We start from the raw sequence: 12,504 nt of genomic DNA, 5'->3' as shown, positions 1-12,504 counted from the left end.
CGAAATCATCGCTCCGACGCGTGTGATACCGGTCACATCGGCAGGAGTCGGGGGCGTTTGGCGGTGCGGCCGGTGCCGGAGGAACGGCCGCGCACGCGCCGCAGCAGCCAGGGCCCGAGGAAGCCGGCGGCCCAGCGGAGCTCGGCCGCGGCAGCCCGGCGGCGGGTCACGGGGGGTACGGGCGTCAGGGGACGGGTCCAGGAGTCGTCGCTGCCGGGGAGGGCGAGGGCCTGGGCCACGGCGGCGGCGATCCGCGCGTGGCCGAGCGGACTGGCGTGCAGCCGGTCCGGGCTCCACAGGCGGGGGTCGGTGACCACGGGGTGGTGGGCGGTCTCGGCGACGGCGACGCCGTGACGGCGGGCGGCCTCGCGGATCCGGTGGTTGAGGGCGGTGACGCGGGGCGCCAGCGGGCGGGCGAGGGCCATGGTCCGGGAGACGTCGGGGAAGGTCACGGTGGCGACCCGGGCGCCCTGAGCGGTGAGTGCGGCGAAGGTCGCCTCCAGGTGGCCGGCCACCTCGTCGGCGTCGAACCGGGGCCGCAGCAGGTCGTTCACCCCCGCGACCACGGTGGCCAGGTCGGGGCGCAGCGCGAGGGCGGGGGCCAGCTGCTCGGCCCGCACCTGGCCGGCGAGGCGGCCGCGGACCGCGAGGTTGGCGTAGTGCAGGCCGGGGTGGTGACGGGCCAGCTGTTCGGCGAGGCGGTCGGCCCAGCCACGCAGGCCGGTGACGTCGTCGCCGTCACCGAGGCCTTCGGTCTGGCTGTCGCCGAGGGCGACGTACCGCTCGAACCTCTCGAACCGCTCGAACCGCTCGTACGACTCGCCCGGCTCGTACGGCTCGTACGGCCGCTCGGCGGGGCGTCCGCGGTCTTCCGGTTCAGTGCTGCTGGCGGGCATCGACGGCCTCCCTCTCCCGGAGAACGGCGATGGTGCGCTCGCACCACTGCTCGTTCGCCTGCTCGTAGGCGATGCCGGCCAGGCAGGTCAGGTACGGACCGACGTGCCCGCCGTCGCGGAGGAACTCCTCCTCGGTGCGCCCGCCGCGCATCTTCTCCAGCAGCTGGCCGAAGAGGGCGGTCTTGGCGCGGGCGACCTCGGCGCGTTCGGCGAGCTGCGCGAGGAGCGCCGCGTTGTCGACGTGGTCGGCGGCGTGGACCTTGACCACGAGGTCGTCGCGCATGAAGGAGGGCTTGGCCGCGGCCTGCGTGAACCGCTCCAGCTCGCCGAGGCCCGCGTCGGTGACCGTGAACAGCCGCTTGGTGGGACGGGTGTCCTGAACCACCTCCCGGCCGGCGACCAGGCCTTCCTTCTCCAGCCGGGACAGTTCGGCGTAGAGCTGCTGGGGCAGGGCGTGCCAGAAGTTCGCGACACCGACACTGAAGGACTTGGCCAGCTGGTAGCCGCTCAGCTCCCCGTCGAGCAGGGCCGCCAGCACGGCGTGGCGCAGGGCCATGGGACGACCTCCCGTCTTCTCGGTCCCGCCCTCTGGGCAGGGGCACATCCACCATGGTACTCAAGAATCTGACTACTCACGATTCTGACTACCGAGGAGCCTCCATGCACGCAGCCGATCGCTTCCGCGCCGCCGTCGACCGCCGCGACCTCGCCGCCGTGGAGGAGCTGTTCACCGAGGACGTCCGCCTGTTCAGCCCGGTGAAGTTCACTCCCTTCGAAGGCCGGCCGATGGTGCTGGGCCTCTTCGGGGTCCTGCTGCGGACCTTCGAGGACTTCCGCTACGTCGGCCGCTTCGACGGCACCTCCGAGACCAGCGCGGACGGCGCCGAGGCTCCGTCGGCGGTGCTGCTGTTCCGGACGACCGTGAACGGCCGCGAGGTCCACGGCATCGACCTGCTGCACTTCGCCGAGGACGGCCGGATCAAGGAGTTCACCGTCATGGTCCGGCCGCAGTCCGCCGTACACGCCCTGGGCGAGGCGGTGCTCGCCGGCCTGGTCGCGGACGGCCTGGTCCCGGGCTCGGCATGAGCCACCGTCGGCCGTCCGCCGCCACCGGTTGAACGCCGCAACCAAGCGGGACGGCCTGCCGGTTGCCCCGCGACGCAGGGGCGCGGAGACTGGGATACGGCAGCAGGCAGTACCCGCGCGTGCCCCGGAGTGCCGTGCCTCGGAGTGCCGTGCGCCAGGTGCCCACCGCCGGCTGCCGGGCCCCGCAGAGAGGGGAGGCTGCCACATGGCCTTCCACGCCTTCCACCGTGCACCCCGCGGCAGGGCGCGTCACGACGGGGGCGGCCGGGAACGGCAGGTCCGTCCGCGGTTCTGGGCGGAAGTCGTCCTGGGCAGCCTTTCCGCCCTGCTCTTCCTGGCCACGCTGATCCGGCGGGACTGGATCGAGCTGCTCTTCGGCGTCGAACCGGATGCCGGGAGCGGGGCGTTGGAATGGCTGATCGTGGGCGTCACCGCCCTGGTCGCCGCCCTGTGCGCGCTCGGCGCCCGGACGGAGTGGCGGCGCGCGCACCCGGCCGGCGCCCAGTCCCCGCGGTAGCCCGCAGCGCCGTCCACTTGTGCACCGCCACGAACCGTACGTCCACGGCCGGTTGGGCGCCGATGCGCGGAACCCGGCGACCGACCGGCCCGGTCGCGGCACCGTCACCCCCATGCGGCAGGATGGCCATCCGTTCCGGTTGCGTACACGCGTGCGCCCGAACAGGCCCCCACGCACCACGAACTGACAGGTGGCAAGGTGACGACACACTCCATACGACGGCCGGCAGAACCCCCCGCCGGTCCCCCGGCCCGGCTGGCCACGGAGGGCGTCCGTTGAACCGGGACCTCGTCCTGCACGACTGGCTCGCGGCCGGTATCGCACTCGCCGCGGGCGCCCTGGCCGCCCTCCTCCTGCGCACCGTCCTGAAGCGGCTGGCCAAGCACGCCGAGCGGACGCGGTGGGCGGGCGACGACATCATCGTCGACGCGCTGCGCCCCGTCGCCCCGGGCGCGGCGCTCCTCGCCGGAGCCGCGGTGGCCGGCTCCATGCTGCCCCTCACCAGCAGGGTCTCCGGACTGCTCAACCAGTCCCTGACCGCGCTGCTGGTCCTCATCGCCACGCTCAGCACGGCCCGGGTCATCGCGGGCCTCGTCCAGTCCGTGGCCCAGTCGCGGACCGGCGTGGCCGGATCGGCCTCGATCTTCGTGAACATCACCCGGATCGTGGTGCTCACGATGGGCTTCCTCGTCGCCCTCCAGACCATGGGCGTGTCCATCGCACCGCTGCTCACCGCCCTCGGCGTGGGCGGCCTCGCGGTCGCCCTGGCGCTGCAGGACACCCTCGCGAACCTCTTCGCGGGCGTGCACATCCTCGCCTCGAAGACGGTGCAGCCCGGCGAGTACATCCGCCTCACCAGCGGGGAGGAGGGGTACGTCGTCGACATCAACTGGCGCAACACCGTGGTCCGCAACCTGTCGAAGAACCTCGTGATCATCCCCAACGCGCGGCTCGCGAAGACGAACATGATCAACTTCACGCAGCCCGAGCAGGAGCTGACCATCCTCGTGCAGGTGGGTGTCGGCTACGAGAGCGACCTGGAGCACGTGGAGCGGGTGACGCTGGAGGTGGTCGACGGGGTGATGGCGGAGATCAACGGCGCGGTCCCCGAGCACGAGGGCCTCGTCCGCTTCCACACCTTCGCGGACTCCCGGATCAACTTCACGGTGATCCTCGGCGTCGGCGAGTTCAGCGACCAGTACCGCATCAAGCACGAGTTCATCAAGCGGCTGCACCGGCGGTTCCGGGAGGAGGGGATCTCGATCCCCGCACCCACCCACACGGTCGCGATCCAGCGGGACCCGAAGCCGTCCGCGCTCGGCGCGGCCGTCCCCCACCAGCGCGCGACCTCGCCGTCCGTGCTGTCGAAGGACACGGGCCCCAACCGGTAGGTCCCGCGGGCCGGGTCCGGGGGCGGGGCGGAGGGGCCTCCGGTGGTGCGGACGGGTGATGCCGTACTGCCGGACGGCCCTCCTACCGCGTCCACCCGGAACCGGCTTCCGTACGATGTGCGCATGACCTTTGCCGCGCAGCCGACGAGCCGCCGCCCCGCCGGGCGCGGCTTCGTGCTGCTGGTACTGGTGCTGCTGGCCGGCGTGCTCGGGATGCACGCCCTGCCGCCCAGCCCCGCCGCCGCCCGGCCGGCCGCCGGCGCGCAGACGGCGCACACCGGGCACGCCGTGGCCGCCGCCCGAGCGGTCGCGGCCTCGACTCCGGCCTCGGCCCCGGCTTCGGCCGCTGACCAGGACCGGGTCTGCGCGCACACCGACGGCGGATCCGGCCACCTGAACCACGCCGACGCGACCTGTGCGGCGGCCGGCATCGGCTCCGCGTACGCCCCTCCGGCCCTGACCGCCGCGCTCGTGGGCGCGGGCCCCGCGCCACTGCACCCCGGTGCGGTGCCGGCATCGGCGGTGACCGACCGGGCCCCGCCGGATCTGGCGGAGTTGCAACTCCTGCGGATCTAGAGCGGCCCGGGCGGCCCGCTCCCGCCCCTCCCGGTCCGACCTCGGTCGGCGGGGGCGTGGTGGTGCCGTGCCCACCGGTACCCCTTCATCCGTTCTTCCGCGCAGGCCCCGTGCACCCCGTGCGCACAACCCGCACGCACCCTCGTACCCGTACGCCGTACCGGACTGCGCCGCACCAAGGAGTAGCACCACCATGACCAGCAAGCGTTCCCTCGTCCGCCGCACCGCCACCGCCGTCGTCGCCTCCGCGGCGGCCGTCCTCGTCCTCGCGGCCTGCGGCGGCAACGGCGGCAGTGGCAGCACCGGCAGCGGCTCCGCCGGCCACGGCGGCCACGACGGCGCCACCGCGTCCGCCGCCCCGTCCGCTCCGGGTTCGGCACCTGTCGCCCAGGGGCAGCACAACGCCGCGGACGTCGCCTTCGCCAAGGGGATGATCCCCCACCACCGCCAGGCGATCGAGATGGCCGACCTGGCCTCCACCCGCGCCGAGAACGCCGAGGTGAAGAAGCTCGCCGCGGAGATCAAGACGGCGCAGGACCCCGAGATCAAGACCCTGTCCGGCTGGCTGGCCTCGTGGGGCGAGCAGGTGCCCGCGGAGGGCGCCGCGGACCACTCCGCGCACGGCACGGCCGGAATGATGAGCACTCAGGAGATGGACCGGCTGAAGAACGCGTCGGGCAAGGCGTTCGACACCGCCTTCATGGAACTGATGATCAAGCACCACGAGGGCGCCGTGGCGATGGCCAGGACGGAGCAGACGGCAGGCTCCTTCCCGACCGCCAAGACCATGGCCGAGGCGATCATCACCTCCCAGTCCGGCGAGATCGCCCGGATGAACAAGCTCCTCGGCCGGAGCTGACCCGCTGACGCCCCGGCCCGGGTACGGGCGCCCCCGGGGCGCCGGCGCCCCGGGCCGGGGCCGGGGCCACCCTGCCGTGCGGTTCAGCTCTTCCGGCGGGCGCCGTCGGGGGAGCCGGCGAGGCCGAGGAACTCCGCGATCCGGTGTTCCGCCTCGGCGGGCAGCGCGGTGGGCATCGCGAAGTGGGTGAGGTCGGGGAGGGTCTCGATCCGGGCGTGCGGTACGGCCCGCCGGGCGCGGGCGGCCACGTCCGCGGCGCGGTGGGCGCTGCTACGCCCGGCGAGCAGCACCAGGAGCGGCGCCCGCAGCCGCGCGGCGTCCGGGCGGCGGCCGACCACCGGCCGCCGGCCCGCGAAGGCCTCGGCCCCCAGGGCGAAGAGCCGTTTCCACTCCGGGTCCGTGCCGGTGCCGGTGGTCTCCCGGTCCAGGTAGGCGAGTGCGCGGGCCGCGGTCGGCCGGACCAGCACCGGCAGTGACCGCAGCAGGAACGCCGGGCGGAATCCGGCGAAGCACTGCGTCGGGTCGAGCAGGACCAGCCGGTCGACCCGGCCCGGGCTGTGCAGTGCGTACGTGAGGGCGATCCAGGCCCCGTACGAATGGCCGAGCACGTGGGCGCGGTCGACGCCGAGGCTGTCGAGGAGCGCGTCCAGCCAGCCCATCAGGTCGGCGGCGGTACGCAGCGGACGCCCGTCGGTGACGCTCCGTCCGGCGTCGCGCGGTAGGTCGACGGCCAGCAGGCGGTGGCCGTCACCGAGTGCCCGGGCGGTCCGGAACCAGACGGCGCCGGTGGCGCCGCCGCCGTGCAGCAGGAGCAGCGGCGGGGCCTGGGCGGGCCCGTGGGCGTGGACCCGGGCGGTGCCGTACGGGGTGGGGACGTCCAGCTCCTCGGTGCCGGCGGGCCAGCGGGCGAGCAGGGCGTCGTAGGCGGCGTAGAACTCGACTGACGAGGGCATGACAGCTCGACCTCCCGGATGCTACCCATCGGCAAATCTCTCGCTGAGCGAGATACTAGCCGAGTGAGGAATGACCTGACCCCCGAGATGCGGCTCGTCCATCTGCTGCGCGCCGTGACCGTCGCGTTCGACCTGCACGGGGCGGAGTTCGCGGCCCGCAACGGCCTCCACCCCACCGACCTGCGGGCCCTGATCTTCCTGCTCGACGCCGAGCGGGCGGGTACGAAGGCCACGCCGGGACGGCTCGCCGAAGCGCTGCGGCTGAACTCGGCGGGCGCGACGGCGCTGCTCGACCGGCTGGAGCGGCTGGGGCTGGTGCGGCGCCGGCGCGACGAGGAGGACCGGCGGCGCGTCCTGCTGTCGGTGGAGCAGAAGGCCGTCGACCTGGGGTGGGCGTTCTTCGGCCCGCTGATCTCCCGGCTCGTCTCCACGGCCGGGGACTTCACCCCGACGGAACTGGACACGGTGCACCGCTACCTGACCGCCGCCCTGCACGCCACCGCCGCGGAACCGCCCGCCACGGCCACGGAGGCGTAGGACCGCGACCGCCCGCCATGTCGAGCAGATCGTTACGCCCTCTCGGCGCAGGTACGCGTGGTGATCGTCGAGGGGCCCCCGCTGATTCGCGAGGGGCTGAGGCTGGCGCTGGAGAGCGCTGACGACCACGGCAGACGACGACGGTCCTTCTGGCCGCCCTGCACGCCGGCGCCCGCGGCTACCTTCGTCAAGGGCGCCGGCCGGAGGTGGTCCTGCACGCGCTCCGCACGGTGGCGGCGGGCGCCGGAGCCCCCCACCGATTCAGGCCCGGGCCGTGCCGGTGATCCGTTCCAGGTCGGTCATCAGCGAGTCCAGCCAGAACACCGTCGCGTAGTACAGCCAGGGAGCGCCGTCCGGTTCCGCCTCGAAATCGTCGAACGCCGGATCACGCAGCGGCACCGGTGCCGACGGCGTGTCGCTCCCCCGGTCGAGCGACCCCGACACCAGCAGCATCCGCCCCGCCACCCGGTCCCCGAGGCGCGTCACCGACGCGGCCGCCTCGCGCCCCAGCGTCGGCAGGGCGACGGGCCCCGGGCGCAGCGGCTCCGGAGGCTCGAGGAGCCGGTCCGCCCCCCACTGCGTGTGGTGCCCGGCCATCAGCGCGGCCTGCCAGTCGGGATCCAGCACCTGGGCGGGCTCCGACACCGCGGGCCGCTCCTGCAGCTCCCCGCCGCCCCCGACCACCGCACCCACCGCGTGTCGCTCGACCGGCGTCGCCGGCTCGCTCTGGAACTGCGCGTACGCCGACTCCGCCAGGTACAGCGCGTGCCGGAGCGAGCGGCGCCCCGGTACGACGGGCATCGCCTCCCGCGCTCCGCCCGCGGCGATGGACGCGGTCGTCGCGACCACGACCTCCGCCGCACCCCGCAGGAGCACCGCCCCGGAGCGCTGGAGCTCCTCCTGGGCTCCGCGGGGCCACGCCAGCAGCCCGAACACCGCACCGATCGCGCTGCCGATCAGCACGTCGACCAGCCGGAGCTCCGCCAGCTGCCAGCTCGCGGGCGCCAGCTGCGCGAACACCAGGGCCACCGTGAGGGTGAACAGCGCCTGCGCCCAGCCCACGCCCTTGACCGGCCCGAGCGTGAAGGTCAGCAGCATCACCGGTATCAGGGCGGCCGCGTACACGTTGGTGTGCGTGTCCACCAGGGCCAGCAGGACGCCGGTGACGAGCGCGCCGACGAGGGTGCCGATCAGGGCCGCCCGGATCGTCGTACCGGTCTCGCGCACGGTCGTCCTGGTCAGCGTCAGCGCCGCGAGCGTGGCCCAGAAGCCGTGCGGGAGGGTGTCCAGTCCGGCGACGGCGCGGGCCGCCGCCAGGGCGAGGCTGATCCGGACCGCGTTCTGGAAGAACACGGACCGGCTCCCCGTGTACCCCCACAGCCGGATCCACCACAGCCGCGGTGCCCGCATCCGGGCGTACCAGAACCGCATCGTCGGCACTCCCGCCGCCGCGGCCCGCCCGCGCAGGGCGAGATCGGCGGCCGTGGCCACCGCGAGCGCAGCGTCCGCCACCTCCAGGACGGCGGCGTGCCGCCGCAGCCGTGCGGGCACCCCGGACGACCCGGACGCCGCAGACACGGCGGACGCCGCAGACGGCCCGGATGCCCCGGACGACTCGTCGCGCTCCGCGACCAGCGCCGCGCGGGCCCGCAGCAGCCCGTCGCGGGCGTCCACCGCGTCCGCGACGTCCGCCGCGTCGGCCACGGGCGGTACGCCCCGCAGCCGGGCGGCGGCCTGAGCCGCCGTGCGCCGTACCGCGCCCAGGACCTCCGCCCCCGTCCGGTCCCCCTCGGCGGCCGGTCCGGCGGGGAGCCGTGCGAGCCGGCTGAGCAGCGTACGGGTGGCCAGGCCGGTGTGTGCGAGGGCCCGGTCGCGGACGCTCGGCCCGGCCGGACGGTCGGCTTCGGGTACGGTCATGGGCCGCAGCCGGGCCGTCGCTTCCTTCGCGGCGCCCAGGTCCCCCTCGGACAGCCGGTACGGGGGCGAGGCGAGGCGGCCCGCACAGTGTTCCGCGGTGTCCAGGGCGCGGGCGGCGAGCTCCCGGTACGAGACGGTCGGCGGCTCGGGAAAGAGGAACGCCTCGGCGGCCACGAGCAGCAGGATGCCGACCGTGGCGCCGACGAGCCGCTGGCCGAGGGTGTCGGGGGCGTACGGCGGGAACGACGGCAGGATGTAGAGCAGCTGCAGCCCGGGCGCCGCCCCGGCCGGGCGCGGCCCGCCGACGGCGATGAAGGCCAGGACGAAGCCGATGACCAGCATGCCGGCGACCGCGCTCCAGGTCCGTACGGCCAGGAACGTGCCGGCGGTGATCAGCAGCCAGGAGACGGGGAGCAGGCGCACGACGACGGCGGCGCGCTGCCGCCCGGTGCCGGGGATCCTGGAGAGGCCCGCCAGGGACACGGCACCGAACAGGGCGTACGTGGCGGCGACGGTGTCCCCGAAGCCGTAGAGGAACAGGTAGAAGGCGGCTCCGGCGGCCAGGGTGACCCGCGCGGCGCGACGGGCGGCGACCGCGAAGCCGGGTGCGTTCCGCACTGCGGTGAAGGAGGCGCCGACACGGCCCATGCCACCAGCATCACGTACCCCCGCCCGGACGGCACCTCCCGTCGGCGGAGAGCGGGTGAGCGGGGGCGGGTACCGTTTCGCGGGGGCGTCGTCGTCACCCGGAGCGCGACGGGCTTGACCCTCACACCGTGTCAGGCCGTCCACTCGGAGACATCATGTTCACCATCGGAGACTTCGCCCGGCACGGCCGCGTCTCGGTCCGGATGCTGCGCCACTACGACGCCATCGGACTCCTGCGCCCGGCCCGTGTCGACCCCGCCACCGGCTACCGCCACTACACCGCCGCACAGCTGGCCCGCCTCAACCGGGTCATCGCGCTGAAGGACCTCGGTTTCACCCTGCAGCAGGTGCAGGACATCGTGGACGAGCGCATCGGCGTCGCGGAGCTGCGCGGCATGCTGCGGCTCCGGCAGGCCGAGCTGGAGGCGGCCGTCGCGGCCGCGGCGGCCCGGCTGGTCCCGGTCGAGGCGAGGCTCCGGTCGATCGAGAGCGAGGGACACATGCCCACCGACGACGTCGTCATCAAGAGCATCCCGGCGGTACGGGTGGCCGAGCTGACCGCCACCGCGGCGAGCTTCGCCCCGGAGGACATCTCCCCGGTCATCGGGCCTCTGTACGAGGAACTGTTCGGGCGCCTGGAGGAGGCGGGCATCAGCCCGTCCGGGCCGGGCATCGCCTCCTACGCGGACGCCCCGGAAGGCGGCGGGGCGATCGTCGTCCACGCCGCCGTCCAGGTGTCGGCCCCGCTCCGGGACGGGGACGGACACGGGGACGGGCGCGGGCACGGGGTCCTGCGGGTGCTCGACCTCCCGCCGATCGAACAGGCCGCGACGATCGTGCACCGCGGCTCGATGGACACGGTCCTGCCCACGGCCCAGGTCCTGGCCCGCTGGATCGACGGCAACGGGCACCGCTCCGGCGGCTACCCGCGGGAGGTCACCCTGGAGTGCCCGGCCGACCGGGACGACTGGGTGACCGAGCTCCAGGCACCTCTGGCCGGCCCGGCTCCCGCCCCCGGGGACGCGGCCAGGGGCTGAGATCCGCACCCGGCACCCGACGGGCTTGGCGGACCGGGCCGTCCCCGGCCCCGGCGGGCCCGCCCCCCGGGCCGGCCGTGGCCGGCCCGGGAAGTCCCGGCCGGGGGGGAGCCGGGAACCGGCAGGACCCGGGCTCCCCCGGACCGGGCTCCCGCCGGACCGGGCTCCCGCCGGACCGGGCTCCGGCCGGGCCCGGGCTCAGTGGGCCAGGACCGCCGCGGCCACCGACTCCGGGACCGGGGCCAGTCCGGCCGGGCGGGTCGTGAACGTGCCCCGGCCCTGGGTGCGGCCGCGCAGCCGCGACGCGTACCCGAACAGCTCGGCCAACGGCACCAGGGCGGTGACCGCCGTGGTGCCGGACCGGCCGGCGGAGCCGGCGACCCGGCCGCGACGGGCCGCGAGGTCGCCGAGCACGACCCCGACCGCGTCGTCGGGGACGGTGACCACGACCTCGGCGACCGGCTCCAGGAGCTCCATCACGCTCGCCCGCAGCGCAGCACGCAGCGCGGCCCTGCCCGCCGTGCGGAACGCCAGCTCCGAGGAGTCCTTGGAGTGCGTCGCCCCGTCGGTGAGCGTGACGCGCAGCCCGGTCACCGGGTGGCCGCCCAGCGGCCCGTCGACGAGCGCGTCCCGGCAGCCCGCCTCCACGGCGCGCACGAACTCCTGCGGGACGCGTCCGCCGACGACCGTCGACCGGAACACGAACACCGACGCCGACGCCGCCGCCGCCGACTCCGGCTGCTCGGCTCCCTCCGCAGCGTCCAGCGGCTCGACGTCGATGACGACGTGGGCGAACTGCCCGGCCCCGCCGTCCTGTTTGACGTGCCGGTGGACCAGGCCGGACACCCCGCGCACCACGGTCTCCCGGTACGAGACCTGCGGCCGGCCCACGGCGAGCTCCAGCCCGTGGTCACGGCGGATCTTCTCCACCGCCACCTCCAGGTGGAGTTCGCCCATGCCCGACAGCACGGTCTGACCGGTCTCGGGGTCGCTGCGCACCACCAACGAGGGGTCCTCCTCGACCAACCGGGCCAGCGCGGTCGCCAGACGTCCGGTGTCGGCGCTGCGGCGCGCCTCGACCGCCACCGACACCACCGGGGCCGCGACGGTGGGCGGTTCGAGGAGCAGCGGCGCCTGCGGTGCGCACAGCGTGGTGCCGGCGCGGGCCGTCTTCAGGCCGACGGCGGCGACGATCTCGCCGGCCCGTGCCTCGTCCAGCTCGAAGTGCCGGTCGGCCTGCACGCGCAGGATGCGGGCGACGCGTTCGGTCCTGCCGGTGCCCGTGTCGAGCACGGTGTCCCCCTTCCGCAGGGTTCCGGAGTAGACGCGCAGATAGGTGAGGCGGCCGGTCGCGGTCACCGCCACCTTGAAGGCGAGCGCGGTCACCGGTCCGGCGGGGTCGGGCAGCCGTTCCTGCTCGCCGCCGTCCGGCCCGAGGCCCCGTACGGGGGGCAGGTCGGCGGGCGAGGGCAGATAGGCCACGACGGCGTCCAGGAGCGGCTCCACGCCCCGGTTGCGGTAGGCGGAGCCGCACAGCACGACGGTGCCCGAACCGTCGAGGGTGACCTCGCGCAGGGCGAGCGCGAGGGTCTCGTCGGACAGCGCACCGGTGGCGCAGAACTCCTCCAGGGCGCCGGGATGCAGCTCGGCGGCCGCCTCCTCCAGCAGCCGGCGGCGGCGTTCCGCTTCCGCGCGCAGGCCGGCGTCGCCCACCGCGTCCGGGTCGCGGACGTCAGCGGTCACGTACGTGTCGCCGTCCGCGGGCCAGCTCAGGGCGCGCATGCGGACCAGGTCGACGAGGCCGGTGAAGCCGTCCTCGCGGCCGATCGGCAGCTGGGCGACGAGCGGTACGGTGCCGAGCCGGTCGCGCAGCGAGGCGACGGCCGTGTCGAGGTCGGCGCCCGCCCGGTCCAGCTTGTTGACGAAGGCGATCCGCGGGACGCCGTACCGGTCCGCCTGCCGCCACACCGACTCGCTCTGCGGTGGGGCGCCGGCGCCGGCGGGGAACAACGCGCCCGCGCCGGCCCGCACGCCCCGGGGCCGCTCGACCACGGCGGGGGAGTCGTCGGGGGGGGGGGGGTGGGTGA

Annotated in this window: 12 protein-coding genes; 7 read left to right on the top strand and 5 right to left on the bottom strand. The window is 75.0% G+C overall.

Annotated features, from left to right (window positions below; all coding sequences use genetic code 11):
• Window positions 1-32: 32 nt before the first annotated feature.
• Window positions 33-896, bottom strand: a complete 864-nt coding sequence (locus tag ACFVGY_RS07840) for an SGNH/GDSL hydrolase family protein (RefSeq protein WP_385672678.1) — start codon at window positions 894-896, stop codon at window positions 33-35.
• Entirely contained in the window at window positions 877-1,452 is a 576-nt protein-coding gene (locus ACFVGY_RS07835; protein WP_385672675.1) for a PadR family transcriptional regulator, read from the bottom strand. The genes ACFVGY_RS07840 and ACFVGY_RS07835 overlap by 20 nt, the downstream gene beginning before the upstream one ends.
• Window positions 1,453-1,556: 104 nt before the next feature.
• On the opposite strand from ACFVGY_RS07835, the gene ACFVGY_RS07830 reads away from it, so the two are divergent.
• The 5 genes from ACFVGY_RS07830 to ACFVGY_RS07810 all read left to right on the top strand — a co-directional run bounded on the left by ACFVGY_RS07830 (window position 1,557) and on the right by ACFVGY_RS07810 (window position 5,325).
• Window positions 1,557-1,982, top strand: coding sequence for a nuclear transport factor 2 family protein (locus ACFVGY_RS07830; protein ID WP_385672672.1), 426 nt, complete (start codon window positions 1,557-1,559; stop codon window positions 1,980-1,982).
• A 205-nt stretch (window positions 1,983-2,187) separates the two neighbouring features.
• Window positions 2,188-2,499, top strand: a complete 312-nt coding sequence (locus tag ACFVGY_RS07825) for an ABC transporter permease (protein WP_385672669.1) — start codon at window positions 2,188-2,190, stop codon at window positions 2,497-2,499.
• 275 nt (window positions 2,500-2,774) lie between these two features.
• Window positions 2,775-3,890: a mechanosensitive ion channel family protein gene (locus ACFVGY_RS07820; protein WP_385672666.1), complete on the top strand. Its 1,116-nt coding sequence runs from the start codon at window positions 2,775-2,777 to the stop codon at window positions 3,888-3,890.
• Window positions 3,891-4,013: 123 nt separating this feature from the next.
• Complete coding sequence (locus ACFVGY_RS07815; protein WP_385672663.1) at window positions 4,014-4,466, top strand: DUF6153 family protein; 453 nt, start codon at window positions 4,014-4,016, stop codon at window positions 4,464-4,466.
• Window positions 4,467-4,659: 193 nt separating this feature from the next.
• Window positions 4,660-5,325, top strand: coding sequence for a DUF305 domain-containing protein (locus ACFVGY_RS07810; protein WP_385672660.1), 666 nt, complete (start codon window positions 4,660-4,662; stop codon window positions 5,323-5,325).
• 83 nt (window positions 5,326-5,408) lie between these two features.
• On the opposite strand, the gene ACFVGY_RS07805 is transcribed toward ACFVGY_RS07810, so the two are convergent.
• Window positions 5,409-6,278 carry an alpha/beta fold hydrolase gene (locus tag ACFVGY_RS07805; protein WP_385672658.1) on the bottom strand — a complete coding sequence of 290 codons (870 nt, stop codon included), beginning with the start codon at window positions 6,276-6,278 and terminating at the stop codon, window positions 5,409-5,411.
• An 87-nt stretch (window positions 6,279-6,365) separates the two neighbouring features.
• Here ACFVGY_RS07805 and ACFVGY_RS07800 point away from each other — a divergent pair, with 87 nt between their 5' ends.
• Window positions 6,366-6,815 (top strand): MarR family transcriptional regulator, encoded by a 450-nt coding sequence (locus tag ACFVGY_RS07800; RefSeq protein ID WP_385672864.1) that lies wholly within the window; start codon window positions 6,366-6,368, stop codon window positions 6,813-6,815.
• A 261-nt stretch (window positions 6,816-7,076) separates the two neighbouring features.
• On the opposite strand, the gene ACFVGY_RS07795 is transcribed toward ACFVGY_RS07800, so the two are convergent.
• A complete protein-coding gene (locus ACFVGY_RS07795) occupies window positions 7,077-9,380 on the bottom strand; it encodes an FUSC family protein (protein WP_385672655.1) in 2,304 nt (767 codons plus the stop codon).
• A 155-nt stretch (window positions 9,381-9,535) separates the two neighbouring features.
• Here ACFVGY_RS07795 and ACFVGY_RS07790 point away from each other — a divergent pair, with 155 nt between their 5' ends.
• Window positions 9,536-10,417, top strand: a complete 882-nt coding sequence (locus ACFVGY_RS07790; protein ID WP_385672652.1) for a MerR family transcriptional regulator — start codon at window positions 9,536-9,538, stop codon at window positions 10,415-10,417.
• A gap of 198 nt (window positions 10,418-10,615) precedes the next feature.
• Here ACFVGY_RS07790 and ACFVGY_RS07785 read toward each other — a convergent pair.
• The coding region (locus ACFVGY_RS07785; RefSeq protein ID WP_385672649.1) for an elongation factor G at window positions 10,616-12,504 on the bottom strand (1,889 nt) is incomplete at its 5' end.

This window comes from Streptomyces sp. NPDC127106, from assembly GCF_042677605.1.
In the GTDB taxonomy this organism is placed as follows: Bacteria; Actinomycetota; Actinomycetes; order Streptomycetales; family Streptomycetaceae; genus Streptomyces.
Note: the sequence above shows the minus strand (reverse complement) of the source record. Positions and strands in the feature narration are given on the sequence as shown.